This window comes from Agreia sp. Leaf283 (genome assembly GCF_001422485.1).
GTDB lineage: Bacteria > Actinomycetota > Actinomycetes > Actinomycetales > Microbacteriaceae > Agreia.
In genome coordinates, this window is sequence record NZ_LMNF01000003.1 from 390,435 (window position 1) to 415,845 (window position 25,411).

21 protein-coding genes are annotated in these 25,411 nt (G+C 68.6%); 17 read left to right on the forward strand and 4 right to left on the reverse strand.

Annotated elements, in window-relative coordinates; translation table 11 throughout:
• Positions 1–125 precede the first annotated feature (125 nt).
• Positions 126–1,565: a helix-turn-helix transcriptional regulator gene (locus ASF51_RS15505; RefSeq protein WP_055931800.1), complete on the forward strand. Its 1,440-nt coding sequence runs from the start codon at positions 126–128 to the stop codon at positions 1,563–1,565.
• 65 nt (positions 1,566–1,630) lie between these two features.
• Here the strand turns inward: ASF51_RS15505 and ASF51_RS15510 are convergent, their stop codons facing one another.
• Complete coding sequence (locus ASF51_RS15510) at positions 1,631–4,342, reverse strand: amidase (RefSeq protein ID WP_055931803.1); 2,712 nt, start codon at positions 4,340–4,342, stop codon at positions 1,631–1,633.
• A 148-nt stretch (positions 4,343–4,490) separates the two neighbouring features.
• Complete coding sequence (locus ASF51_RS15515; protein WP_055931806.1) at positions 4,491–5,084, reverse strand: TetR/AcrR family transcriptional regulator; 594 nt, start codon at positions 5,082–5,084, stop codon at positions 4,491–4,493.
• Positions 5,085–5,204: 120 nt separating this feature from the next.
• On the opposite strand from ASF51_RS15515, the gene ASF51_RS15520 reads away from it, so the two are divergent.
• From ASF51_RS15520 to ndk, 10 genes are all read left to right on the forward strand, one after another.
• The gene (locus tag ASF51_RS15520; protein WP_055931809.1) at positions 5,205–6,836 is read left to right on the forward strand and encodes an ABC transporter substrate-binding protein; all 1,632 of its coding nucleotides are present in this window, start codon (positions 5,205–5,207) and stop codon (positions 6,834–6,836) included.
• Positions 6,837–6,860: 24 nt separating this feature from the next.
• Positions 6,861–7,805 carry an ABC transporter permease gene (locus ASF51_RS15525; protein WP_055931812.1) on the forward strand — a complete coding sequence of 315 codons (945 nt, stop codon included), beginning with the start codon at positions 6,861–6,863 and terminating at the stop codon, positions 7,803–7,805.
• Entirely contained in the window at positions 7,802–8,620 is an 819-nt protein-coding gene (locus ASF51_RS15530) for an ABC transporter permease (RefSeq protein ID WP_055931815.1), read from the forward strand. The genes ASF51_RS15525 and ASF51_RS15530 overlap by 4 nt, the downstream gene beginning before the upstream one ends.
• Positions 8,617–10,317: an ABC transporter ATP-binding protein gene (locus ASF51_RS19370; RefSeq protein ID WP_055931818.1), complete on the forward strand. Its 1,701-nt coding sequence runs from the start codon at positions 8,617–8,619 to the stop codon at positions 10,315–10,317. The genes ASF51_RS15530 and ASF51_RS19370 overlap by 4 nt, the downstream gene beginning before the upstream one ends.
• A 54-nt stretch (positions 10,318–10,371) precedes the next feature.
• Entirely contained in the window at positions 10,372–10,710 is a 339-nt protein-coding gene (locus tag ASF51_RS15540) for a metalloregulator ArsR/SmtB family transcription factor (protein WP_055931822.1), read from the forward strand.
• On the forward strand, positions 10,707–11,450 hold the full coding sequence (locus ASF51_RS15545) for a DUF2071 domain-containing protein (RefSeq protein ID WP_055931825.1): 744 nt from the start codon (positions 10,707–10,709) through the stop codon (positions 11,448–11,450). The genes ASF51_RS15540 and ASF51_RS15545 overlap by 4 nt, the downstream gene beginning before the upstream one ends.
• Positions 11,451–11,684: 234 nt before the next feature.
• Positions 11,685–15,119 (forward strand): isoleucine--tRNA ligase, encoded by a 3,435-nt coding sequence (ileS, locus tag ASF51_RS15550; protein ID WP_055931828.1) that lies wholly within the window; start codon positions 11,685–11,687, stop codon positions 15,117–15,119.
• Entirely contained in the window at positions 15,112–16,527 is a 1,416-nt protein-coding gene (locus ASF51_RS15555; protein ID WP_082480173.1) for a folylpolyglutamate synthase/dihydrofolate synthase family protein, read from the forward strand. Before ileS ends, ASF51_RS15555 begins: the two co-directional genes overlap by 8 nt.
• Positions 16,524–16,934: a DUF4233 domain-containing protein gene (locus ASF51_RS15560; RefSeq protein ID WP_235497282.1), complete on the forward strand. Its 411-nt coding sequence runs from the start codon at positions 16,524–16,526 to the stop codon at positions 16,932–16,934. Before ASF51_RS15555 ends, ASF51_RS15560 begins: the two co-directional genes overlap by 4 nt.
• A gap of 69 nt (positions 16,935–17,003) precedes the next feature.
• Positions 17,004–17,420 carry a nucleoside-diphosphate kinase gene (gene ndk, locus ASF51_RS15565; RefSeq protein WP_055932296.1) on the forward strand — a complete coding sequence of 139 codons (417 nt, stop codon included), beginning with the start codon at positions 17,004–17,006 and terminating at the stop codon, positions 17,418–17,420.
• 34 nt (positions 17,421–17,454) lie between these two features.
• On the opposite strand, the gene ASF51_RS15570 is transcribed toward ndk, so the two are convergent.
• Positions 17,455–18,069, reverse strand: a complete 615-nt coding sequence (locus ASF51_RS15570) for a vitamin K epoxide reductase family protein (protein WP_369797322.1) — start codon at positions 18,067–18,069, stop codon at positions 17,455–17,457.
• A 315-nt stretch (positions 18,070–18,384) separates the two neighbouring features.
• Between ASF51_RS15570 and ASF51_RS15575 the strand changes: the two genes are divergently transcribed.
• Positions 18,385–21,048 carry an Rne/Rng family ribonuclease gene (locus ASF51_RS15575; RefSeq protein WP_055931834.1) on the forward strand — a complete coding sequence of 888 codons (2,664 nt, stop codon included), beginning with the start codon at positions 18,385–18,387 and terminating at the stop codon, positions 21,046–21,048.
• A gap of 31 nt (positions 21,049–21,079) precedes the next feature.
• Here ASF51_RS15575 and ASF51_RS15580 read toward each other — a convergent pair whose 3' ends face one another.
• On the reverse strand, positions 21,080–21,358 hold the full coding sequence (locus ASF51_RS15580) for a DUF4031 domain-containing protein (RefSeq protein WP_055931837.1): 279 nt from the start codon (positions 21,356–21,358) through the stop codon (positions 21,080–21,082).
• A gap of 71 nt (positions 21,359–21,429) precedes the next feature.
• Between ASF51_RS15580 and ASF51_RS15585 the strand changes: the two genes are divergently transcribed.
• From ASF51_RS15585 to rpmA, 5 genes are all read left to right on the forward strand, one after another.
• Complete coding sequence (locus ASF51_RS15585; protein ID WP_082480178.1) at positions 21,430–22,497, forward strand: permease; 1,068 nt, start codon at positions 21,430–21,432, stop codon at positions 22,495–22,497.
• Between the two features lie 4 nt (positions 22,498–22,501).
• On the forward strand, positions 22,502–23,233 hold the full coding sequence (locus ASF51_RS15590; RefSeq protein ID WP_235497283.1) for a TIGR03943 family protein: 732 nt from the start codon (positions 22,502–22,504) through the stop codon (positions 23,231–23,233).
• Positions 23,223–24,584: a hypothetical protein gene (locus ASF51_RS15595; RefSeq protein WP_055931841.1), complete on the forward strand. Its 1,362-nt coding sequence runs from the start codon at positions 23,223–23,225 to the stop codon at positions 24,582–24,584. Before ASF51_RS15590 ends, ASF51_RS15595 begins: the two co-directional genes overlap by 11 nt.
• A gap of 196 nt (positions 24,585–24,780) precedes the next feature.
• Complete coding sequence (gene rplU, locus ASF51_RS15600) at positions 24,781–25,089, forward strand: 50S ribosomal protein L21 (RefSeq protein WP_044442947.1); 309 nt, start codon at positions 24,781–24,783, stop codon at positions 25,087–25,089.
• Between the two features lie 14 nt (positions 25,090–25,103).
• A complete protein-coding gene (gene rpmA / locus ASF51_RS15605) occupies positions 25,104–25,358 on the forward strand; it encodes a 50S ribosomal protein L27 (protein ID WP_044442950.1) in 255 nt (84 codons plus the stop codon).
• Positions 25,359–25,411: the final 53 nt, after the last annotated feature.

Sequence of the window (25,411 nt, forward strand, 5' to 3'; positions counted from 1 at the left end):
TCGAATCCGTCGGTCGTGGCGTGCGAGGTGGGGAAATATCTTCCTGATCTCCACACTGGGCCCGTATCGGCGTAGATTCTGAAGAATCGATCGAAAAGAAACGACGATCTTTACAGGAGGGCAATGTGGCCGCCGAAACCGACCTGATCACGCTGGGGCGTCGCATCCGGCACCATCGCAAGAACGCCGGGCTCACGCTCGACCAGCTGGGCGAGCGCGTCGGCGTCGTCGGAAGCCAGCTCTCGCTCGTCGAGAACGGCCGACGCGAGCCCCGGCTCGCCCTTCTGCAGAACATCGCCGCCGAACTCGACGTTCCCCTCACGGATCTGCTCTCGGGCGACGCGCCGGATGCCCGTACGGCGCTCGAGATCGAGCTGTCGCGGGCGCAGCTCGGCCCGCTCTACCGCACACTCGGGCTGCCCGTCGTGCCCGCCTCGCGCAGCCTGCCGATCGAGACCCTCGAGTCGCTCGTGGGCCTGCACCGCGAGCTCATCCGTCGCGCCAAACGTTCGGTCGCGACCCCCGAGGAGGCCAGACGGGCCAACACCGAGCTGCGCATGCGCATGCGCGAGCGCAACAACTACCTGCCCGAGATCGAGCGGATCGCCACGGAGGCGCTCGCGGAGGTCGGTCACACCAGCGGGGCGCTCACCCATCGCAGTGTGAGCCTGATGGCCCAGAACCTCGGCTTCACGCTGATCCACGTCGACGACCTTCCCCATTCCGCGCGCTCGGTGATCGACCTCGAGAACGGCCGCATCTACCTTCCGCCGGCGTCGATTCCGGGCGGGCACGGCCTCAGGTCGATGGCCCTGCAGGCGATGGCGCACAGGCTGCTCGGGCACAGGGCTCCCGAGAGCTACGCCGAGTTCCTGCAGCAGCGGCTCGAGATCAATTACTTCGCCGCCGCCTGCCTCATGCCGCACGACGCATCGGTGCGCTTCCTGCGTGCGGCCAAGGAGCGCCACGACCTGTCGGTGGAGGACTTCCGCGACGCGTTCGGGGTGACGCACGAGGCGGCGGCCCTGCGGCTCACCAACCTGAGCACGGAGCAGCTGGGCCTGAAGATGCACTTCCTGCGGGTGGCCGACGACGGCGCGATCCAGAAGGCCTACGAGAACGACGGCCTCGCGCTGCCGATGGATGTGACGGGTGCGGTCGAGGGGCAGCTCGTGTGCCGCTTCTGGGCGTCACGGGCGGCGCTGCACCGCACGAACCGCACGACGGAGTTCTACCAGTACACCGACACCCCGGACGGAACCTTCTGGTGCGCGACGCAGACGGGCAAGACCGACGCGGGGGAGTTCTCGATCAGTGTGGGTGTGCCGTTCGCCGAGGCGAAGTGGTTCCGAGGGCGCGACACGACGGTGAGGGCGCAGTCGCGGTGCCCCGACGAGTCGTGCTGTCGACGGCCCGACGACGTGCTCGCCCGGCGCTGGAGGGACAGGGCGTGGCCGAGCGCGCGGCTGCACGCCCACATCCTGTCTCCCCTGCCGCAGGGCGAGTTCCCAGGCGTCGACACCCTCGAGGTCTACGAGTTCCTGGAGTCGCACTCCGGGCAATGACGAGCGCCCGGCCTCGTCGACCGGTCCGGTCGACGAGGCCGGGCGCCCCGGATGCCTGTGGCCGGTCAGCGACGCGCCGCGCGTCGCCGGATGCGGGCCAGCGCGAACACTCCGGCTCCGAGCAGGCCGAGCGCGAGCGCCGACAGCACGCCGCTGCCCGCGTCCGTTCCCGTCGCCGCGAGGGTGACCTTGCCCGCGTTGTCGGGCAGCGCGGCCGGCTCTGCCGGCGTCGCGGGGGTCTCCGGTGTCGTGGGCGTCGTCGGCGGCTCGGTGCCGGGCAGCAGCTCGAGCGCGGGAACGATCGTCGGAGTGATCTGCGCGTCTGCCTGCTGCTCGAGAGCGAAGCCCATGCCGAGAACCTCGGCATCGCTCCAGGCTCTGCCGACGATCTGCATCGACATCGAGTAGCCGCGGTCGTTGACGCCCACCGGAACGATGACGGTCGGCAGGCCGACCGTCGACGTCAGCACGCCGGTGCCTCGGTCGGAGCTCAGAGCGGCGGACGCGGCGTCGTTGTTGTAGACGTCGCTGAGGAAGCCGGGATAGACGACCGCGTCGACATCGTTCGTGTCCATCCACGTGGCGATGAGCGCCTTGTAGTCGGTGCGCCACTGGATGTAGGCGGTCACCTGCTCTTCCGTCATTCGCTGCGCCGTGCCCGGCTGCGACGGCAGGTTGTACGGCAGCACGAGCGGTGACGAGAGAAGGGCGTTGCCGTCGGCGTACGGGAACGCCGCCTGGTCGGCGATGTAGCGTGCCCAGCCCTCCGCGTTCAGGCTGCCGCCCGGCGCTCGGCTGGCGGTGGGTGCGTTCGGCATCCTCACGAGAGTGGCGCCGGCGGCCTCGAACTCGGACAGCTTCGCGAGCGCCGCCTCGGGTGTGCCGTCGTCCTCTGTCGTGAGCGCACCGGCGTCGCCGAACGCGCTCGGCAGGTAGCCGATCCGGGCGCCCTGCAATGCGGCGGTGTCGAGGGCCGTCTTCCAGTCCGCCGGCTTGCGCGTGTCCGCCTCCGCCGTGAGCGCGTCGGCCGGGTTCGTTCCGGCCGTCGCGTTGAGCAGCGACGCCAGGTCTGTGACGTCGCGGGCGATCGGCCCGGCGTAGTCCTGGATGTAGCTGAGGGGCATGACACCCGCCGCGCTGGCCATCCCATCGGTGCCGCGGAAGGCCGCGAGGCTCGAGCCGGTGGTCGGAGCGTAGAGCGAGACGCCGGTCTGCGTGCCGAGGGCGGCCGCGGTGAAGCTGGCGGCGACCGAGACGGCCGATCCGCCGCTCGACCCGAACGAGGTCTTCGACGGGTAGAGCACGTTCCAGACCTGCCCGTATCCGCTGTCGCTGAAGCTGCCCGAGTTCGCGAACTCCGAGAGGTTGGTCTTGCCGATCAGCACGGCACCCGCCTCGCGCAGCTTCGCCACCTGGAATGCGTCCGTGGTCGGCTGGTAGCCCTCGAGCGCCAGAGTTCCGCCCGTCGTCGGCATGTCCTTCGTGTCGTACAGATCCTTCAGGGCGATCGGAACGCCGAGCAGGTCGCCCGTGCGGCCGGCCGCACGCTCCGCGTCGGCCGTCCTCGCCTGCTCGAGAGCGGTCTCCGACACGTGGAGGAAGGAGTTCAGGCCGAGCTGTCCGCCGTCGTAGGCGGTGATGCGGTCGAGGTAGGCCTGGGTGATCTGCTCGCTCGTCGTGACACCCGAGACCATGTCGGCCCGCAGCTCGGCGATCGACTTGTTCACGACGTCGTAGCTCGAGGTCGTGAAGTGCTGCTCCACGGCGGGCGAGTCGGGAATCGGCAGGGCGCCGGGTACGCAGGCGGTCGCGTCGACTCCCGGAACGAGCGTCAGGTCCCAGTTGCTCAGGCTGCAGATCTCGGCGGCGTCGAGGCCCGTGAAGTCGGGGGCGAGGGCGAGGGCGGCGAGCCTGGTCGCCTCCGCGGGCTGCGAGTCGGCTGCCGCGGCTCCGACCGTGACGAACCGCGCGAGCGACTTCGTCTCGCCCGCGGGCACGATCACCGTGTTGATGTAGCCGTAGAAGCTCGCGGCGTTGGTGGTGGGGTCGTAGGCGTTGTCGAACGGCCCGAGCTGCTGGTTGCCCACCGAGGTGAGTGCACCGGCGAAGGGAGCGGGGCTGCCGAGCACGACGCCCACGGGCCGCTGATTCGTGGCGGACGTGGCCGCGAGGGTCCACGCGTCGTCTGCGCCGATGGTCGTGTCGCCGCTCGCGGTGGCGGTGATCGGGGAGAACGTGCTCGTGGTGGGATTGCCGTAGCCGAGGCTGCCGCCGAACGAGACGTCGACCGTCACGGGCTCGTCTGATGTGTTCGTGAAGGTATCGAAGAACCGGGCGCTGTTCTGGGTCGGATCGACCCGCACCTCCCGGGTGATGTCGATCGCCCCGAGCTCGACGGCCGCGGTGGTCTCGAAGGTGTCGCCCGTGAGGGTCAGTCCGAAGCCGCGCATCATCTCGCCGTTCAGGCGCGGCTCGGGTGTGCTCGACACCCGCACGAAGATGTTGCCGAAGCCGTCGATGCGGGAGTTGGTGACCCCCCTGATGCTTCCGGTGTCGACGGAGGGGCGCACGGCATCCTGGATCTGCCACTGCGGCACGGTCGTCGCTGGAGCCGAGGGCGCCGGCGGAACCGAGGTCACGGCGAGAGCGGCGGGCCCCTGTGCCAGCGCCCCGATCACGACGGTCGTTCCGATGACGAATCCGAGGCCGGCTCTGCGGCGTCGGTGATGCGGGCGGTCTTCGGGACTGCGCAGCCCGATACGCGCGATGGAGTTCATGCTTCTCGCTTCTCGTTGGAGTCGGGCTCGCACGATCGGCGCCCCCAGAGAGAAGCTATCCAGCGGCAGTGCGCCGTGGGTTTCCTACGTATTTCGGTTGTGTTACCTGATCAAGTGATCGAATTCGGCACAGACAGCCCGCGCCCTGCTATACGTGCGCAAATCCCGCCAGCAGAGGCGAGAGCGCCCGCTCGAGGTGGGGCGCGAGGATGCCCCGATCCGGACCGGCCTCGGCCCAGCTCATCATCGAGGCGACGACCGCCCCCACGCACGCGAAGGACAGGCTGCGGGCGAGTGCGGGTTCGACGGAGGCGGACGCCGCGCGCTCGATGAGGTGCGACAGCCGTGTCGCCCGCCCGATGACGCTGGCCATGACCTCGTGGGTGCTGCCGATCAGTTCGAAGTGGGTGAGCACCCACGGCACGTCCGACGGTCCGAGCAGGGAGGCGGCCCCGAGGAGGGCGTCGTGGAGCGTTCCGAGCGTCGGCGGGCCTGGCGTCGGCGCATCGAGCGCTGCCTCCACGCGGTCGATGCTCGCGTCGAGCCCCACCCAGAACACGTCGCTCTTCGCCGTGAAGTAGTTGAAGAAGGTGTTGCGGCTCACGCCGGCCCGCGTGCTGATCTGCTCGACGGTCGTGCCGGCGAAGCCGTTCTCCAGGAACAACTCGAAGGCGGCCTCCTCGAGCAGCGAGGCGGATCCGAGCCGCGGTCGCCCCCGGGTGGGTCGCGGCGCATCGGTCACGGCAGGTCCTCTCGGTATTCGCCCTCGGTCTTCGCTTTATTGGGCTGAGTCTATTTAAAAGCGCCTAGGCTGGAACCCGCGCCTCCCGATCGAGGCATCCCCACCCGAGAGAAGTCCACCATGTTTTCGCGCCATCGCCCGTTCCGCATCGCGGGTTCCCTTGCACTCGTCACCGCGGCCGCCCTCGTGCTCGCCGGATGCTCGACGCCCGCCGGCTCGGGCGAGAAGACCGAGGGCGGCACGATCACGTTCGGCGTCGACGTCGACCCCGTGGGGCACCTCGACGTGCACTCGTCGCAGCTCGATATCAACGCCATCCTGCAGCGGCCCGTGTTCGACTCCCTGGTGTCGCAGAACGCAGACGGCACCATCGTGCCCTGGCTGGCGACCTCGTGGCAGGTCTCCGACGACGGACTGCAGTACACGTTCGACCTGAGGGACGACGTCACGTTCTCCGACGGCGAGAAGTTCGACGCGGCGGCCGTCAAGGCGAACTTCGACCACATCGTCGACCCGGCCACCGAGTCGGCCCAGGCATCCAGTCTCATCGGCGGCGAGTACTACGCGGGCACCGACGTGATCGACGACAGCACCGTGCGGGTGAACTTCTCGCAGCCGTACGCCCCGTTCCTCGCGAACGCCGCCTCGGTGGAGCTCGGCTTCTACTCGCCCAAGGTGCTCGCGGAGCATGCCGACGAGCTGAAGGCCGGCGGCCCCGGCATCTCGGTCGGCTCCGGCCCGTTCATCCTGTCGGAGTACACGCCGGGGAGCGAGCTCGTCTACACGAAGAACCCCGACTACAACTGGGCCCCGGAGGGTGCCGCCGCGCAGGGACCCGCCACGATCGACGAGCTCGACGTGAAGATCCTGCCCGAGAGCTCCGTTCGCACGAGCGCGCTCACGTCGGGCCAGGTCGACGTGATCGGCGACACCGCGCCCTCGAGCCTCGGCCAGATCGGAGACGGGTTCACCGTGACCTCGACCGAGTCGCCCGGTGTGCCGTACTCGCTCTACCTCAACGTCACCCGCCCCGTCTTCTCCGACGTCGAGGTGCGCAAGGCGTTCGCCGGCGGCTTCGACCTCGATGCCGCTGTGAAGGCCGTGTTCGCAGGCAGCTACCAGAGGGCCTACTCGATCCTCGGCCCCACCACCCCCGACTCCTACGACGCGGCCCTCGAGACGAGCGCGTCGTTCGACGCCGACGCGGCGAACGACGCTCTGGATGCCGCGGGCTGGTCCGAGCGCGACTCCGACGGGTACCGCACGAAGAACGGCGAGCGCCTGAGCGCCCGGTGGATCTCGTACACGCCGGTCAACGAGGACAACGCGAACCTCGCGAACCTCATTCAGGACGGACTGAAGAAGATCGGCTTCGAGGTCGTGCACGACCAGCTCGAGCCCGGCGCGTACCTCGACGCGTACCTCGCGGGCGACTACGACCTCACCGACTGGGGCTTCCTGTCGGCCGATGCCGACGTGCTGCGCAGCCACCTGGGAACGGGTGGCTACCAGAACGCCTCGCACCTCAGCGACCCGGAGATCGACGCCACGCTCGCGTCGGCCGTCGCCACGACCGACGCCTCGCAGCGGGCCGAGCTGTACACGCAGCTTCAGCAGTGGAACGCCGAGAACGCGGTGATCGTTCCGCTCTACGTGCCCGAGTACATCCTCGCCTCCAGCAAGAAGGTCGGCGGCGTCGAGGTCGACATCCACGGCTGGCCGCTCTTCTCCGGGGCCTACGTCACGAAGTAGCAGCGGCTGGCATAGAGTTCGGGCATGGTATTCCGGCGCATTCTCGCGCGCCTCGCGGGAATGCTCGTGGTCGTGTGGGGCGCGGCCACGGCGGCGTTCCTCGTGCTGAAACTCGTTCCCGGCGACCCGGTCGACGTGATGCTCGGCGTCTCCGCGCAGGCGTCGCCCGAGCTCAAGCAGTCGATCCGGGTCGAGCTGGGCCTCGACCAGCCGCTCGCCGTGCAGTACGTCTCGTATCTGTCGCGACTGGTGCGCGGCGACTTCGGCACCAGCTACCAGCTGAGGCTGCCGGTCACCGACGTCATCGGCCAGCAGCTCGGCTACACGCTGCAGCTCGCCGCCGCCTCGCTGGCTCTTGCTCTCGTGATCGCCCTCGTCGGCGCGGTCGTGGTGCACGGGCGAGCGGCGCGCGGGATCGTCTCCGTGCTCGAGCTGCTGGCCATCAGCTCGCCGCCCTTCTGGATCGGCCTGGTGCTCCTCAGCGTGTTCGCGTTCGGGCTCGGCTGGTTTCCGGTGGCCGGCGCAGACGGCATCCAGGGCCTCGTTCTGCCCGCTGCGACCATCGCGCTGCCCGTGGCTGGAATTCTGGGGCAGGTTCTGCGCACCGGGCTCGAGGACGCCGAACAGCAGCCCTTCGCCACCACGGCGCGGGCGAGAGGAGCCGGGCCCGCCCGGCTCGTGCTGAGGCACACCCTGCGCCACGCGGCGATTCCCGCGCTGACCCTGGCCGGCTACATCGTGGGCTCCCTCCTCGGGGGAGCCGTGATCGTGGAGTCGGTCTTCGCCAGGCCCGGGCTCGGTCGGGTGGCGCTCGCGGCGATCACGAACCGCGACCTGCCTGTCGTGATGGGCATCATCGTTTTCACCGCGATCGTCTTCGTGCTCGTCAATCTCGTGGTCGATCTGGCGTATCGCGCGATCGACCCGCGCATCGGTGCGCCGACCACCGCGATCCGGGGTGCGCGATGAGACGCCGGTTCGCCGCCCGGGCCGGCCTGATCGTGGCCGCGCTCTTCCTCGTCGCGGTCACGCTCATGGCTGTCGCCCCAGGGCTCTTCACGCCCCTCGACCCGCTCGCCACTGACACCGACCAGGTGCTGCGGCCGCCGGGCTGGGGTCACCCGTTCGGCACCGATCAGACCGGGCGGGACATGTTCGCCCGAGTGGTCTACGGCGCGTCGTACTCGCTCGGCGTGGGCGCGGGCGCCACCGCCGCCGCACTGGTGATCGGGGTGGTCGTCGGCACGCTCGTGGGCCTCGCGCCCCGGGTCGTCGACGGCGTGGCGATGCGTGGCGTTGAGATCCTGCTCGCGTTTCCGGAATTCCTCATCGCGCTCTTCGCCATCGCCGTTCTCGGGCCGGGCCCCGTGAACGTGGCCACCGCCGTGGGCGTCGCGGCGCTCCCGGCCTACATCAGGGTCGCCCGGGCGGAAACGCTCGTCGTGCGGCGCTCGGGATATGTGGAGGCGGCCCGGGGGCTCGGGGTGCACCCACTCCGTGTGGCCGTCTCGCACGTCGTGCCGAACACTCTCCGCCCGCTCGGCGTGATCGCCACCATCGGCATCGGAACGACGATCGTCGCGGCGGCGGGCCTCAGCTTTCTCGGACTCGGCCCGCAGGACCCGACGCCGGAATGGGGACTCCTGCTCTCGGGCGGTCGAAATCTGCTCGCCCAGGCCTGGTGGGTCGCCTTCTTCCCGGGCGTTCTGATCACGGGCACGGTCGTGTCGGCGACCGTCGTGGGGCGTCGCCTGCGTCGCGCCGGCGAAGGAAGGCGATCATGACCGATGCCCGAGAGGTCGTGCGCGCCACGGGGCTGACCGTGCGCTTCGGGCCGACGGTCGTCGTCGACTCCGTGTCGCTCTCCCTGGCTGCCGGCGAATGCCTGGCGATCGTGGGGGAGTCGGGGTCGGGCAAGACCCTGACGGCGCGGGCGCTCCTGGGCCTGCTGCCCGATGACGCCGTGCTCTCCGCCGACGAACTGCTGATCGACGGCGTCGACGTTCGCCGCTTGTCCGAGGCGGACTGGCGGCGCATCCGCGGTGCCCGCGTGGGCCTCGTGAGCCAGGACGCGCTGGTCTCGCTCGACCCGCTGCGCCGGGTCGGTCGCGAGGTCGCAGAGGTGCTCGAGATCCACGGCGATCCGTCGTCGGGCGACCGGATGCCCCGGGCCGCGCTCGACGAGACGGTCACCGCCCAGCTCGGCCGGGTCGCCGTGCCGGAGCCGGAGGAGCGCGCGCGCCAGTACCCTCACGAGCTGTCCGGGGGCCTTCGCCAGCGCGCGCTGATCGCGTCGGCCCTGGCCGGCGAGCCTGGTGTGCTCATCGCCGACGAACCGACGACGGCGCTCGACGTGACCGTGCAGGCGCAGGTGCTCGAGCTGCTGTCGGGGCTGCGCGACGACGGTCTGGGAATCATCGTGATCAGCCACGACCTCGCCGTCGTTGCGGGGATCGCCGACCGGGTGGCCGTGATGCGCAGCGGGCGCATCGTCGAGGAGGGTACGACCGTCGAAGTTCTCTCGAACCCGCGGCACCCCTACACGCGGATGCTGCTGGCGGCGGCGCCGCGGCTGCCTGCTACGCCGTTCCCTGAGCCGTCGTTCCCTGAGCCGTCGTTCGCTGAGCCTGTCGAAGGGAGCCGCCCTTCGACAAGCTCAGGGAACGGCCCTTCGACAAGCTCAGGGAACGGGACTTCTGCAGGCTCAGGGAACGGCCCGGTGCTGCGTGCCACCGGGCTGGGGCGTGACTTCCGCCGCCCCGACGGGGGCGTGCGCTCGGCCGTCGACGATGTGTCGTTCGACGTGCTCCCCGCCGCGGCGATCGGCATCGTGGGGGAGTCGGGCTCGGGCAAGACCACCCTCGCCCGCCTGCTCCTCGGATTCGACGCGCCCGACCGGGGCTCCGTGACGCTCGACGGACAGCCCTGGAGCGGCGTGAAGGAGGGCCGCAGGCGATCGCGGCGCGGCGACATCCAGTACATCAGCCAGGACCCGCTCGGATCCTTCGATCCGCGATACACCGTCTCGCGCATCGTGGCGGAGGGACTGCGCGGCGGCCCCCGCACGTCGTCCCGCAGCCGGGCCGCGCGCATCCGGGCCCTGCTCGACAGCGTGGGCATCGACTCGTCGCTCGCGGGCAGGCGGCCGCACGAGCTGTCGGGTGGCCAGCGGCAGAGGGTCGCTATCGCCCGCGCCATCGCGTCGGAACCGCGCATCCTGGTGTGCGACGAGCCGGTGTCGGCGCTCGACGTGTCGATCCAGGCCACGATCATCGACCTGCTCGCAGGGCTGCGTCGCGACCTGGGCGTGGCGCTCGTGTTCGTGTCGCACGACCTCGCCGTGGTGGCCACGCTCTGCGATGACGTGCTGGTGATGAGGGATGGCCGTGTGGTGGAGCGCGGAGCGATCGGCGAGGTATTCGCCCACCCGCAGCACCCCTTCACGAAGGCGCTCGTCGATGCGGTGCCGCGGATGCCGTGACGTACGTCGTTATATAGCACTTGAGCTAATTAGCACCGGTGCTATAGTGCGAATATGCGAAACGACGATGCCACCTCCGACGTCTTCACGGCTCTGAGCTCGCCTGTACGGCGACAGATCCTGCAGGAGCTGCGCGACGGCGAGCTGGCCGCGGGTGACATCGCCGGCCGCTTCCCCGTCTCGGGCCCCACGATCTCCCGGCATCTGTCCGTGCTGCGCGGCGCGGGGCTGGTCACCGAGCGGCGCGACGCGAACCGCATCCTGTACTCACTGGTGGGCGACAGGCTCGCCCTGTCGGTCGGCGACTTCCTCTCGGCCGTCTGCCCCGAGCAGATGGTGCTGCGGGGCATGCAGAAGGCCACAGCGACGACCGAGATCGAGGCGACAGCATGAGCTACCTGCTTCCGGCCCTGTCTGCCGTGATCGAACGACGGCTGCTCATCAACTACAGGCTCGACGCGTCAGTCGCCGCCGACATGCTGCCCGAGGGGCTGCGGCCGCAGCTCGTCGACGGTTCCGCCGTGGCCGGCGTGTGCCTGATCAGGCTCGGCGGCATGCGGGCGTCGTGGATGCCGGCGGCGCTCGGCTGGGGAGCCGAGAATGCGGCCCACCGCATCGCCGTCGAATGGGACGACGAGTCCGGGGTTCAGCACGGCGTGTACATCCCCGTGCGGCACAGTGCATCTCGTCTTCCCGTGCTCGTCGGAGGGCGTCTCTTCCCCGGCGTCCACCGGCACGCGCGATTCAGCGGGTCCGAGACGGCCCATCGCATCCGGGTCGAACTCGAGGCGTCCGACCTCCAGGTGTCGGCCGATGTGGCCGTGGTCTCCGAATGGCGCAGCAGGCTCTTTCCGACGATCGACGACGCGTCGGCGTTCTTCCAGGCCGGTTCGACCGGATGGTCGCCGCGGCGAGGGTCGGCCGGGCTCGACGGGCTCACGCTCGAGACCGAGCAGTGGAGTGTCGAACCGGGCCGATTGCTGCACGTCGAGTCGTCGTTCTTCGACGCGCTGCCCGAGGGCAGCGCCGAGCTCGACAGTGTGCTCGTGATGCGCGACGTGCCCATCGTGTGGCGACAGCCGCATCGTGCCCTTCGACCGGCTCAGGGAGCGGAGAGCGCACCGGTCGGGTAGAATTGGCAGCAGCATGACAGTGATCCGGCAATCACCGGTGAGTCTTCGGAAGAAAGGCACGCGAGAGCGGGCCGAGTAGAGCCGAACGGGTCTGGCCCGTCACAGCCAAAGAACAAGCGGCCGATCGAGGTGAACACCTCGAGCGGCAAGCGAGGTGGTACCACGCGGGTCGGAGCGTTTCCGTACCAGGCGTCCTCGTGGAACAGGCAACGAACCAGCCCGTCCAGGAGAAGCATGTCGTACCCCAAGAACTCTGAAGAGAACGCAGGCGAGCAGCACCGTCACGCGGCGCCCGCCATCACGCCGAGCCCGAACTTCCCCGCGATCGAAGAAGAGGTGCTCGGCTTCTGGAAGGCCGACGACACCTTCAGGGCGTCGATCGAGAACCGTGCGGATGCCGACGAGTGGGTCTTCTACGACGGCCCGCCGTTCGCGAACGGCCTGCCCCACTACGGGCACCTGCTGACCGGCTACGCCAAGGACCTCTTCCCGAGGTTCCAGACGATGCGCGGCAAGAAGGTCGAACGCCGCTTCGGCTGGGACACCCACGGACTGCCCGCCGAGCTCGAGGCCATGCGTCAGCTGGGCATCACCGAGAAGAGCCAGATCGAAGACATGGGCATCGGGGTCTTCAACCAGGCGTCGCGCGACTCCGTGCTGCGCTACACCGGCGAATGGCAGGAGTACGTGACCCGCCAGGCCCGCTGGGTCGACTTCGAGAACGACTACAAGACCCTCGACATCACCTTCATGGAGAGCGTCATCTGGGCGTTCAAGCAGCTGCACACCAAGGGCCTCGCCTACGAGGGCTTCCGGGTGCTGCCGTACTGCTGGCACGACGAGACGCCGCTGTCGAACCACGAGCTGCGCATGGACGACGACGTCTACAAGATGCGCCAGGACCAGACCGTCACCGTGACGTTCCCGCTCACCGGGGCCAAGGCCGAGGCGCTCGGCCTCACCGCCGTGCGCGCCCTGGCCTGGACGACGACACCGTGGACCCTGCCGACGAACCTGGCGCTCGCGGTCGGCCCGGGCATCCAGTATGCGGTCGTGCCGGGCGGGTCGAACGGCGCCGCCGACGTGCACGAGGACAGGCTCGAGGGGGAGTCGCACGAGTACCTCATCGCGCAGGACCTCGTGGGCAACTACGCGAAGGACTTGGGCTACGAGTCCGCCGACGACGCCATCGCCGCGATCTCGCGCACCCACCTGGGGGCCGAGCTCGAGGGCATCACCTACGACCGGCTCTGGGACTACTACGCCGACACCGAGACGTGGGGAACGCAGAACGCGTGGCGCATCCTCGTCGCCGACTATGTGTCGACCACCGACGGAACCGGCATCGTGCACCAGGCGCCCGCCTACGGTGAGGAGGACCAGAAGATCTGCGAGGCCGCCGGAATCCCCGTGGTGATCTCGGTCGACGAGGGCGCGCGATTCCTGCCCGCCGTCGCCGACGTGGTCGGACTGCAGGTCTTCGAGGCGAACAAGCCGCTCACCCAGCTGCTGCGCGCCAACGGACGTCTGCTGCGCCAGGCCAGCTACGAGCACTCCTACCCGCACTGCTGGCGCTGCCGCAACCCGCTGATCTACAAGGCCGTGTCGAGCTGGTTCGTGCGCGTCACCGAGTTCCGCGACCGCATGGAGACGCTCAACCAGGAGATCAACTGGATCCCCGAGAACGTGAAGGACGGCCAGTTCGGCAAGTGGGTGTCGAACGCCCGCGACTGGTCGATCTCGCGCAACCGCTACTGGGGATCGCCGATCCCGGTGTGGAAGAGCGACAACCCCGAGTACCCGAGGGTCGACGTCTACGGATCGCTCGACGAGCTCGAGGCCGACTTCGGCGTGCGCCCGACAGATCTGCATCGCCCGTACATCGACGAGCTCACGCGCCCCAACCCCGACGACCCCACCGGGCAGTCGACGATGCGCCGCATCGAAGACGTGCTCGACGTGTGGTTCGACTCGGGCTCGATGCCGTTCGCCCAGGTGCACTACCCGTTCGAGAACCAGGACTGGTTCGACAGCCACAACCCGGCCGACTTCATCGTCGAGTACATCGGGCAGACCCGCGGCTGGTTCTACACGCTGCACACGCTGTCGACCGCGCTCTTCGACCGACCCGCCTTCCGCAACGTGGTCAGCCACGGCATCGTGCTCGGCAGCGACGGGCAGAAGATGTCGAAGAGCCTGCGCAACTACCCCGACGTCTCCGAGGTGCTCGATCGCGACGGCTCGGATGCGATGCGCTGGTTCCTCATGAGCTCGCCCGTTCTGCGCGGCGGCAACCTCGTGGTGACCGAGGAGGCGATCCGCGAGGCGACGAGGCAGGTTCTGCTGCCCCTGTGGAGCACGTACTACTTCTTCACCCTCTACGCGAATTCCGCCAAGCCGTCCCCTGAGCCTGTCGAAGGTTCGTTCCCTGAGCCCGTCGAAGGGGCCGGAGGCTACGAAGCGCAGCTGAGCACCTCGTCGACCGACGTGCTCGACCGCTACCTGCTGGCCAAGACCCGTGAGCTCATCCACGACGTCGCGGCAGACCTCGACGCCTACGACTCGACACTCGCCACCGCCAAGCTGCGCGACTTCGCCGACGTGCTCACCAACTGGTACGTGCGTCGCAGCCGCGACCGCTTCTGGTCGGGAACCGACACCGCGGCCTTCGACACCCTCTTCACGGTGCTCGAGGCCGTGACCCGCGTGGCCGCGCCCCTGCTGCCTCTCGTCACGGAGCGCATCTGGAAGGGTCTCACCGGAGGCCGCAGCGTGCACCTCACCGACTGGCCCGACGAGAACCGCTTCCCGGCCGATCCCGGCCTCGTGCACGCCATGGACCAGGTGCGGGAGATCTCCTCCACCGTGCTCTCGCTGCGCAAGCAGAGCGGTCTTCGCGTGCGCCTTCCGCTGGCCAACCTCACCATCGTGGCGTCGAATGTCGAGGCGCTGCGTCCCTTCGAGGGCATCCTCGCCGACGAGCTCAACGTGAAGAGCGTCACCCTGGTCGAGCAGCAGCCCAACAGCGCTGTCGAGTTCGGCATCACGTCGAAGCTCACGGTCAACGCGCGGGCAGCCGGCCCGCGTCTGGGCAAGCAGGTGCAGCAGGTCATCAAGGCCGCCCGAGGCGGCGACTGGTCGGAGAGCAACGGCGTCGTGACGGCGGGCGGCATCGACCTGGTCGAGGGCGAATACGAGCTCGTGCTCGAGACGCAGGATGCCGGGGACGGCTCCCACGCGGCCCTCGCGCTGCTCCCGGGCGGCGGCTTCGCACTGCTCGACACCGCGACCACCCCGGAGCTCGAGGCGGAGGGCCTCGCGAGAGACATGATCCGAGCTGTGCAGGACGCGCGCAAGTCCGCCGGGTTCGAGGTCAGCGACCGCATCGTGCTCGACCTGGTCTTCTTCTCCGACACCGATGCGGATGCGCTGCGACAGGCATCCTCCGTCGACGTCGCGGGGGAGACCCTCGCCACCAGCTTCACCATCTCCGGCCCCCGTGACACCCCCGCCCTCGAGGGGTACCGTGAAAGTCTGGTCACCGAGTGGATCGGCGACGCGGTGGCCACGTCACCCGAGCACGTCGTTCGCATCGGCGGCGCCAAGTACGCGAACACCGACGACCTCATCGTCGCGGTGAGCCGACAGTCAGGAATCCGCAATGTCTGATCTCGAGTCCCCCGAACCAGAGAAGTCGGGCTACATCGGCCCGCTCGACGATACCGATCCCGACGAGTTCGTCGCGGCGGGAGACGCCGTCTACGCCGCCCTGCTCGAGCGTCTGGGCGAGGCCGCGCCCCAGCCGAGGCTCTCGGCGACTCGACGGGTCGTCGAGCTGCTCGGAGACCCGCAGCGCGCCTATCCCGTCATCCACATCACAGGCACGAACGGCAAGACCAGCACGAGCCGCATCACCGAGAGCATCCTGCGCGCCTACGGCCTGCGCACGGGGCTCTTCACGAGCCCCCACCTGGAGCGCCTCAACGAGCGCATCGTGATCGATGGCGAGCCGATCAGCAACGAAGCGCTCGCGGCCAACTGGGCCGACATCGATCCGTTCCTGCAGATCGTCGACGGCGAGCTCGAGACCGCCGGCGAGCCGCGCATCACCTTCTTCGAAGCCCTGTCGGTGCTGGCGTTCGCGTCGTTCGCCGACGCGCCCGTCGATGTCGCCGTGATCGAGGTGGGCATGGGCGGAGAGTGGGATTCTACGAACGTCGCAGACGGTCAGGTCGCGGTCATCACGCCCATCTCCCTCGACCACACGAACCGTCTGGGCAACACCGTCGAGGAGATCGCCCGCACCAAGTCGGGCATCATCAAGCCGGTCTCGAACGTCGTGACCGCCCTTCAGCCCGCCGGTGCGCTGGCCGAGCTGCAGCGAGCGGTCGAGCTCACGGAGTCGAGCCTCGCGGTGCAGGGAGACCAGTTCCGCCTGATCTCCAGCGCTGTGGGCGTCGGTGGCCAGGTCGTGTCGATCCAGGGTCTGGCGGGCACGTACTCCGACCTGTTCCTGCCCCTGTACGGCGCTCACCAGGCGCAGAACGCGGCCGTCGCCGTCGCTGCCGTGGAGTCGTTCCTCGGCGGCGGAACGCACGAACTCGCCGTCGACGTCGTGAACGAGGGCTTCGCCACCGTTACGTCTCCCGGTCGGCTGCAGCTCGTGGGCATCGAGCCCACCGTGCTCGTCGACGCGGCGCACAATCCCGGCGGAGCCGAGGTGCTCGCGGTGGCCGTCACCGAGTACTTCACCTTCGACAAGGTCGTGGCGGTGTTCGGCGTCCTCGCCGACAAGGACGTCGAGGGCATCGTGCGTGCCCTCGAGCCCGTCGTCACCGAGTTCGTCGTCACGGATGCGCCGAGCGACAGGGCGATCGATGCGGATTCCTTGGCGGCGATCGTCGTCGGCATCGTCGGGCGCGACCGTGTCACGGTGGAGCCCGAGCTCGCCCGCGCCCTCGAGGTCGCGCGCGACAGCGCCGAGGAGGCCGAGCGGGGCGCGGTGCTCGTCACCGGCTCGATCACGCTCGTGGGCGAGGCCATCACCGTGGCCGCAGCCGAGAAATGGAAGCCGTGACAGACATCCAGCCCTCGCCCGACGAGGCCGAGCCGCAGCGCCCGGCGCGCGCCGGCCGACCCCCATCGGTGCGACGATCGCTCGGATCGATCGTGCTCGGCTTCGAGAGCGTCGTGATGTTCCTCGCGGCACTCGTCGCCTTCGGGCTCAAGGCGTTGCCCGCCCTGCCGGCCCTCGGAGGAGGAGCACTGCTCTGCGTCGCGCTGGTCGCCGGCGCGGGGCTCCTGCGCTTCCGCTGGGGCTACGCGTTCGGCTGGGTGCTGCAGGCGGCCATCATCGCGTCGGCCTTCCTCGTGCCGGTGATGTGGATCGTCGGGGTGCTCTTCGTGGGCCTCTGGACCTACTGCATGGTCGTCGGCTCGCGAATAGATCGCGAGAAGGCCGCCGCAGCCGCCGTTCAGCCCTGATCTCCCATCGCCGCTCGGTACAGTGAAACGGTACGTTTCCCCTTTGTCTGGAAGGACATCCCTGTGACCATCACGAGCGAAGAATCCCTCGTTCTCATCAAGCCCGACGGCGTGGCCCGCAACCTCACGGGGGAGATCCTCTCCCGCATCGAGGGCAAGGGCTACCAGCTGGTCGACATCAAGCTCATCCAGCCCGAGCGCAGCGTGCTCGCGGCGCACTACGCCGAGCACGAGGGCAAGCCGTTCTACGAGCCGCTCATCGAATTCATGGAGTCGGGACCGATCGTGGCGATCCGCATCGCGGGCAACCGCGTCATCGAGGGCTTCCGCTCGCTCGCCGGCACCACCGACCCCACCACGGCCGCTCCCGGCACGATCCGCGGCGACCTGGGCCGCGACTGGGGCCTGAAGGTTCAGCAGAACCTCGTGCACGGCAGCGACTCGCCCGAGTCGGCCCAGCGCGAACTCGCGATCTGGTTCGGCTGACCCGTTCCCTGAGCCTGTCGAAGGGCGGGTCTTCCTAGCTGTACAGAATGATCGTCGTGATGGCGTCGAGTCGAAGCTGCGCCATCACGACGATCGCCAGGTAGCCGAGCAGCACGAGCACCCACGTGAACGGGTAGATGCGGGCGAAGATGCGCCGCGACGCGCCCGAGTTGCCGAAATGTCCTTCTTTGAGGTTGAACACCGTCACGTAGAAGAACATCGGGATCATCACGGTCCACACGACCATGCAGTAGGGGCAGAGTGTTCCCAGAACGAAGATGCTCTGCGAGATGAGCCAGGCGACGAACACGATGCCGCCGAGAAGGCCGGCGTTGAAGGCGATCCAGAACCACGACGCGAACCGGGCGCCCGCGAGGATCGCGACGCCCACGATGATGGGGGCGATGAACGCGGCCACGCCGATGATCGGATTCGGGAAGCCGAAGACCGACCCCTGGGCGCTCGCCATGTTCACTCCGCACTGCACGAGGGGTGAGATGTCGCAGCTCGGGTTGTAGTCGGGATTGACGAGTGTCTCGATCTTCTCGATGGTGAGGTCGAAGGCGGCGAACCATCCGATCACTCCCGCCACGATCAGGAAGATCGCGAAAATGAAGGGTCGTCTGTTCTCGAGCGTCGTATTCACCACGGTCGGATTATCGCACGGGGTGAAATACGCATTCTGGGAATGCATGCGATAATTGGTCTCAGTCTTTCTGGCCGCGTCCGGGAAGACGCCAAAGAAGGCTTGTCGGAACGAAAGCAGGCGCAACCACAGTGGCCGCCCGCCTCATCCGAACACGAGAACTACAGTCATAAAAGAAGTACACGTGAAGGCAGCCAGAGCCTATGTCGCCGGCTGTCCGTGTAAAGGATTGGCGAGGTTTTCGCTCACGCGAAAGGCTCGCTCTGGAGAGTACCGACAGGTGGCGCGGCCACCGGTTCGGCAAGGAGTGCACCAGAAATGGTGGAAGACAACAACAACACAGGTTCATCGAACACAGAATCAGCACCGCGCAAACGCCTCTTCGGGGGTCGCAAGTCGGCTAAGAAGGCCGTCGAGCCGCCCGTTGCCGAGGCTCCCGCGACTCCGCCGACGGTGTCGGAGCCCGAGGAGCAGGCCGCCCCGGTCGTCACGTCGGGTGCCGCCTCGACCGGCGTCGGTTCGCCCTTCGACGAGGAGCACCCGGGGCTCGCGCCCCTCGAGCCCTCGGCTCAGACCGAGGCTCCCGTTCAGGCGCCGGTGCTCCGGCCCACGACGTCACTGATCTTCCAGGCCCCCGACATCCAGCCGCTGCCCGCGCGCGACGATGACGACCAGGCCGACGACGAGCGCCCCGACACCTCGGTGCGCCGCCGATCACGTCGACGCTCGGGTGAAGACAACCGGCCGGGCGACAACGATCCCGCGAACACCGTCGTCAAGGTGCGCACGCCCCGCCCCGAGCCGGAGCTCATCACCGAGCCCCAGCGGATCAAGGGGTCGACGCGTCTCGAGGCCAAGAAGCAGCGCCGTCGCGACGGTCGGGATGCGGGTCGTCGTCGCCCCGTCGTCACCGAGGCCGAGTTCCTCGCCCGCCGCGAGTCCGTCGACCGCGTCATGGTTGTTCGGGCCAAAGACAACAAGATCCAGATCGGCGTCCTCGAAGACGGCGTGCTGGTCGAGCACTACGTCGCCAAGGCGCAGGACGCGTCGCTGATCGGCAACGTCTACCTCGGCAAGGTGCAGAACGTGCTTCCCAGCATGGAGGCCGCCTTCGTCGACATCGGACGCGGTCGCAACGCCGTGCTGTACTCGGGCGAGGTTGACTGGGACGCCGCGGCGGCCGAGAACCCCAACGGTGGCAACCAGGCGCGCAAGATCGAGCTCGCCCTGAAGCCGGGTGCAACCGTACTGGTGCAGGTCACGAAAGACCCGGTGGGCCACAAGGGCGCGCGCCTCACGAGCCAGATCTCCCTCCCGGGCCGCTACCTCGTGTACGTGCCGAACGGGTCGATGAACGGCATCTCGCGCAAGCTCCCCGATGTCGAGCGGTCGCGCCTCAAGAAGATCCTCAAAGAGGTTCTGCCCGAGAACGTCGGCGTCATCGTGCGCACGGCGTCGGAGGGAGCAACGGAAGAGCAGCTCACGCTCGACGTCAGCCGCCTGACCACGCAGTGGTCGGAGATCTCGGCCGCCGTGCAGAAGCAGCAGTCTCCCGCACTGCTGCACTCCGAGCCCGATCTGCTCATCAAGATCGTGCGCGACGTGTTCAACGAGGACTTCCAGCGCCTCGTGATCTCGGGCGACGACGCCCGGGCCACGATCGAGACCTACCTGGGCCAGGTCGCCCCCGATCTGCTCGACCGTGTCGAGCGCTATGAGGGCGAGCGCGACGCGTTCGACGAGTTCCGAGTGTCGGAGCAGATCGAGAAGGCGCTCGACCGCAAGGTCTGGCTCCCGTCGGGCGGATCGCTCGTGATCGACCGCACCGAGGCCATGACCGTCGTCGACGTCAACACCGGCAAGTTCGTGGGCTCCGGCGGAAACCTCGAGGAGACCGTCACCAAGAACAACCTCGAGGCGGCCGAGGAGATCGTGCGCCAGCTGCGCCTGCGTGACATCGGCGGCATCATCGTGGTCGACTTCATCGACATGGTGCTCGAGTCGAACCGCGACCTCGTTCTGCGGCGCATGGTCGAGTGCCTCAGCCGCGACCGCACGAAGCACCAGGTCGCCGAGGTCACCTCGCTCGGACTCGTGCAGATGACCCGCAAGAAGCTGGGTCTCGGCCTGCTCGAGTCGTTCAGCGAGGCGTGCGAGGTCTGCGCCGGCCGCGGCGTGATCGTGCACCACGACCCCGTCGTCAAGCACCGCTCCTCCGGCAACGCGCCCGCCTCGTCGGCAGCGCCGCAGCAGGAGCGTCGACGTTCGGGCCGGGGCAACGGCCAGAACGGCAACGGCGGCAACGGATCGTCGAACGGCAACGGGTCGTCGAATGGCGGCAACGGCGCGAACGCGTCGTCGAGCACCGCATCCTCGTCGCACTCGGCCCCTGCCACCAAGCCCCACGGAATCACGGACGACGCGAAGAACGCCCTGGCCAAGATCGCGGCATCGACCATCTCCACGCACACCGGCGCCGTGAACATCATCACCCAGGAGCAGTCCGAAGCCGCGAAGGCCGCCACGACGCCGCCGGTCGAGACTCCGGCCGTCGTGCCGAACGAGCGCGAGGAGAACGCACAGGCCGCTCCGGATGCCGGGGGAGCCGAATCGCAGGCGCCGTCGCGCGGGCGTAAGGGCAACCGTCGCGCACGTCAGGCCAAGCCCGTCGTCGAGACGGCCGTTGTCGAGACTGCCGTAGTCGAGACCCCCGCGGTCAGGACCGAGCAGGCGTCCGACGCGTCTGACGCTCCTGCCTCGGTCGCCCCGGCGGCCGACGTGCTGCCGGCGATCGACATTCTCGACATTCCCGTCGCGAAGGCACCGGCTGCTCAGCGTCGCATCTCGACGCACGATGCAGAGGTTCTCCTCGACTCCGTGCTCGGAGCACTGCCCGAACCGAAGCAGCCCGGACAGGGCCGCTCGCGCAGCCGCAGGGTGAGCACGGCCGCTCTGTCGGCACCCACGCCCGAGCAGCAGTAGGCGCCAGAACCGCAGCAGACGTAAGAGGCCGCTACCGTCCCCGCCCGGGGCGGTCGCGGCCTTTTACACGCAGTCCGCTGCGCTCGAGTCGGCGCACGAGGTCGCGATAGCTCACCGGCAGCGCTCCCGCCGCGACGAGCTCCGCGTGCCGAGAGATCGGCACGTCGTAGTGGTCGAGATCGAAGCTGCGCGGCGGCAGTCCCGCGGCGCGCGCGAAGGCATGCAGCTCCTCGAGCGACGAATCGCTGACGAGGTGTCCCCAGACCGTGTCATGGGCGGGCCAGATGGGCCAGTCGATCAGCACGGTCATAGTGCACGAGTGTACGTCTGTGCGGCGCTTCCCAGCTTCGCCCGGCCGCGCGACTTGTACTCTGGTGCGCGATGACTTCCACCCGGCTCGAGCACCAGGAGCGCGAAGCGCATCCGGGCCACGACGATCACGACGGTCACACCCATTCGGCCTCGGTGACCGGCCGGCAGCTGCTGGTGCGGATCGGCATCGGTGCCGGTATCGTCGGCGCTCTCTTCGCCGTGCGTGCCTTCATTCCGGGGCTCGGCCTGACTCTGCCGAACCGCATGCAGGACTTCGTCACCCTCTCGATCAGCGTGATCGTCGAGTCCCTGCCCTTCGTGCTGCTCGGCATCGTGCTCGCCGTCATCGTGCAGGTCTGGCTTCCGGCCGGCTTCTTCGACCGCATCCTGCCGAAGAACCCGGCTGCGCGCCGCGCGTGCATCTCTCTCATCGGAATGCTCCTGCCGGTGTGCGAGTGCGGCAACGTCCCCCTCGCCCGCGGCCTCATCATCCGCGGCTTCACCGTTCCCGAGTCGCTCACCTTCCTGCTCGCGGCGCCGATCCTCAACCCGATCACGATCATCACCACGCAGCAGGCCTTCGGCGGCGACCCGATCATCCTCGTCGCGCGCCTCGTGGGCGGCTTCGTCATCGCCAACACGATCGGCTGGCTCTACTCCCGCCATCCCGCACCGGATGCGCTGCTGACGCCCGGTTTCGCGCGGGAGTGCGAGGTGGCGCACCACGAGTCCGGCTCCCGGATGGTGCGGAGCCTGGCCATGTTCGTGCGGGAGACCACGGGAATCATGCCCGCGCTGATCATCGGATCGCTCGTGGCCGGCGGCATCCAGACCATCGTGCCGCGCGACGTGCTCGTGGCGCTCGGCAGCAATCCCGTCTGGTCGGTTCTCGCCCTGATGGCCCTGGCCTTCGTCGTCTCGGTCTGCTCGAACGTCGACGCGTTCTTCATCCTGTCGTTCGGGGGCATCTTCTCGACCGGCGCCATCGTGTCGTTCCTGACGTTCGGGCCCATGATCGATGTGAAGATGCTCGCCTTGATGCGCACGACGTTCACCACCAAGACGCTGGTGCAGGTCTCGGTGCTCGTCGGGCTGATGTCGGCCGCCCTGGGTCTGGCGGTGAACGTTCTTGTTTGACGCGATGAAGCAGCGCTGGATCGGCGTCATTTTGACCCTCGCCGCCTGCGTGGCCACGGTGTGGTTCTGGGCAAACGGCGACCTGGGGCTCTACGTGCACCCCCGCTACTTCGTCTTCACGGTGATCGCGGCCGTCGTGGGCATCGTGGTGGTGGTCGCGAGCTTCGTCGTGCGCGTGCCGTCGGAGGACGCGGCCTCCGGCGGCGCGGCGCGTCGCGCCTGGCGCAGGGTCGTCTCGGTCGGTGTCGTGGTGGCGTGCGTCTTCGGCGCCGGAGCCCTCGTGCTGCTTCCCCCCGCCACGCTCACCTCGGCCACCGCCGACCAGCGCAGCGTGAACAGCGGAACGGTCGTGGGCTCGGGCGCCGCGCAGGCGACGGGCGACACTGCGGACTACGGGGTCAAGGAGTGGGCCACCGCGCTGCGCCAGAGCACCGATCTGCAGGGCATCGCGGGCAGCTCGGCGACCCTCACGGGCTTCGTCAGCGCCGATCCCGACGACCCGGAGAACGTCTTCTTCGTCACTCGTTTCTTCGTCACGTGCTGCGCCGCCGACGCCCAGCCGGTGGGCGTGCCGGTGTACCAGCCCGACTGGAAGTCGTCGGTGAAGCTCGACGAGTGGGTCGAGGTGTCGGGAGCGTTCGATCTCAACCCGAGCGTGAAGAGCCGCCAGCCCATGGTGCTCGTGCCGCAGCAGGTCACCGCGGTCGATGAGCCGAGCGATCCCTATGTCTACTGAGGCAGAGGCAGTCAGGCCGGCCGGCAGGCGATCGTTCGGGCGCACCCTCACCGCGCTGATCGTCGTGCTCGTCATGGCGTGCTCCGGCCTTGCAGCACTGACCCTCGGGCAGGGTCCGCGAATGGCTCGCGCCGACATCGACACCGACAGCGTCGTGCAGCTGGCCCAGCAGAGGCTGCTGATGCACTCGAACGAGGCCCTGGCCGAGGTCGACGCCGAGCAGGTCAGCGTGTCGCCCAGCGTGCCCCTGACTGTCGCCACAGACGGCAGCACCCTCTCGATCACCTTCGACCAGCGGCTCCTGTACGACACCGACTACGTCGTGTCGGTGTCGGGGGTCACGAGCCCGTTCCAGAACGCGACGTCGACGTTCGACTACGCCTTCACCACCGGTTCGCCGCCGGTCTACTACCTGCAGCCGGGTGCACCGGATGCGTCGGGCCGGGCCGACGACGCGATCGTGCGCACCACGGTCGCGGGCACCGCACGCGACGTCGTGTACTCGGCCCCGGGCATCCAGGACTTCGCCGTGGTCGGATCGAGTCTGGCGGTGTCGACGACGGCCGACGACGGCATGTCGCAGCTCGTGCTGATCGTTCCCGGGCAGAAAGCCGTCGAGACCCTGCCGTTGCCCGGTCGTGGCACGATCACGCAGCTCGGCTCATCGGTGAAACAGGCGATGCTCGGCCTGCGGTTCACCAGCGAGGATCCGGCCGCCGGGTACTCGAACACCCTCCTGCTGTTCGACCTGCTCGCCAAGCACACCTCGTTCACGCTGCCCGGAACGGTGATCGGCCAGCCCCTCTCTGTCGACCAGTGGCGATTCATCCCCGACAGCACCCTCGTCGAGACCGTCGCCGACGGGGTGCTGTCGATCTACGACTCCGCCCTGCAGCAGGGGGCCGTGATCGGCGACTACGACGGCTTGGGAGAGGTTGCTCCCGCGGGCACGCAGTCGGTGATCGGTTCAGCGGGCTCGGCTCAGGTGCTCGACCTCCTGTCGGGGCAGGTGGCGCCCCTCGAGGTCGCCCTTCCCGACGGTGCGACGGCTCTGGGGCTGCCTGTTCTCGGCGCCGACGGCTCGTCGACCGTCACGGTCGCGGCGCTCGACGACGCGGGCGGCGGACCGCGCCAGGTCGTGGTGCGGAGCGACGCCTCCGGGGCGGCGGTCGTCTTCGACACGGACTCGCAGGATGCGCAGATCGTGTCCGTCACCCAGTCGCCGAATGCGCAGTACCTCGCGATCGCCGTGTCGGCGGGCCCGCAGGCCGAGGTCATCACCTCGCTCGTCGACCGGTCGAGCGGCGCCGTCGTGCGCACACTGGCGGGGCTGCGCGTCACCTGGCCGTAGTCCGCGCGAGAGGCTGTTATGCTGTCGAGAGCGCAAAGACTCTGACCGAACCCTCGGGGGAAGGCGCTTATCATCGTGCTCCGGGTTTGACCGGGGCTCGAGTGTGACGTAAAGTTGTCCGTTGGCGCGCGCTTGGCTCAGCCCGCGTGTCAATCGAGTTTTGTGGGCATTCGCTCTCTAGAGAATAGGTACTGAAGTGGTTTACGCAGTTGTGCGCGCCGGTGGTCGGCAAGAAAAGGTAGAGGTCGGCACGATCGTCACCCTCGACCGCATCAAGGCCGACAAAGACGGCAACATCGAGTTGGCCGCCGTGCTGCTCGTCGACGGTGACAAGATCACCTTCGACGCCGCATCGCTCGCCAAGGTCACCGTCACCGCCGAGGTGCTCGAAGACCTCCGCGGCCCGAAGATCGTCATCCAGAAGTTCAAGAACAAGACCGGGTACAAGAAGCGCCAGGGTCACCGTCAAGACCTGACCCGCGTCAAGGTCACCGGAATCAAGTAGGGCAGGAAGAGCTAATGGCACATAAAAAGGGCGCGAGTTCCACTCGCAACGGTCGTGACTCCAACGCACAGCGTCTGGGCGTCAAGCGCTTCGGTGGCCAGGTCGTCGGAGCGGGCGAGATCATCGTTCGCCAGCGCGGCACCCACTTCCACCCCGGCGTGAACGTCGGCCGTGGCGGAGACGACACCCTGTTCGCACTCGCCGCCGGTTCGGTCGAGTTCGGTCACAAGGGCGGCCGCAAGGTCATCAACATCGTGGCGGGCGAGTAGCACCACCTCGCACGCACAGATGGCAGGGGCGGGCTTCGGCCCGCTCCTGCCAT

What these genes read in the sequence shown, in the direction of transcription:
- ileS (WP_055931828.1), top strand. Translation starts at nt 11,685, where the DNA reads ATGTCGTACCCCAAGAACTCTGAAGAGAACGCAGGCGAGCAGCACCGT.
- ASF51_RS15545 (WP_055931825.1), top strand. Translation starts at nt 10,707, where the DNA reads ATGAGCTACCTGCTTCCGGCCCTGTCTGCCGTGATCGAACGACGGCTG.
- ASF51_RS15555 (WP_082480173.1), top strand. Translation starts at nt 15,112, where the DNA reads ATGTCTGATCTCGAGTCCCCCGAACCAGAGAAGTCGGGCTACATCGGC.
- ASF51_RS15520 (WP_055931809.1), top strand. Translation starts at nt 5,205, where the DNA reads ATGTTTTCGCGCCATCGCCCGTTCCGCATCGCGGGTTCCCTTGCACTC.
- ASF51_RS15540 (WP_055931822.1), top strand. Translation starts at nt 10,372, where the DNA reads ATGCGAAACGACGATGCCACCTCCGACGTCTTCACGGCTCTGAGCTCG.
- ASF51_RS19370 (WP_055931818.1), top strand. Translation starts at nt 8,617, where the DNA reads ATGACCGATGCCCGAGAGGTCGTGCGCGCCACGGGGCTGACCGTGCGC.
- ASF51_RS15525 (WP_055931812.1), top strand. Translation starts at nt 6,861, where the DNA reads ATGGTATTCCGGCGCATTCTCGCGCGCCTCGCGGGAATGCTCGTGGTC.
- ASF51_RS15530 (WP_055931815.1), top strand. Translation starts at nt 7,802, where the DNA reads ATGAGACGCCGGTTCGCCGCCCGGGCCGGCCTGATCGTGGCCGCGCTC.
- ASF51_RS15510 (WP_055931803.1), bottom strand. Translation starts at nt 4,342, where the DNA reads ATGAACTCCATCGCGCGTATCGGGCTGCGCAGTCCCGAAGACCGCCCG.
- ASF51_RS15595 (WP_055931841.1), top strand. Translation starts at nt 23,223, where the DNA reads ATGTCTACTGAGGCAGAGGCAGTCAGGCCGGCCGGCAGGCGATCGTTC.
- ASF51_RS15575 (WP_055931834.1), top strand. Translation starts at nt 18,385, where the DNA reads ATGGTGGAAGACAACAACAACACAGGTTCATCGAACACAGAATCAGCA.
- ASF51_RS15580 (WP_055931837.1), bottom strand. Translation starts at nt 21,358, where the DNA reads ATGACCGTGCTGATCGACTGGCCCATCTGGCCCGCCCATGACACGGTC.
- ASF51_RS15590 (WP_235497283.1), top strand. Translation starts at nt 22,502, where the DNA reads ATGAAGCAGCGCTGGATCGGCGTCATTTTGACCCTCGCCGCCTGCGTG.
- rpmA (WP_044442950.1), top strand. Translation starts at nt 25,104, where the DNA reads ATGGCACATAAAAAGGGCGCGAGTTCCACTCGCAACGGTCGTGACTCC.
- ASF51_RS15585 (WP_082480178.1), top strand. Translation starts at nt 21,430, where the DNA reads ATGACTTCCACCCGGCTCGAGCACCAGGAGCGCGAAGCGCATCCGGGC.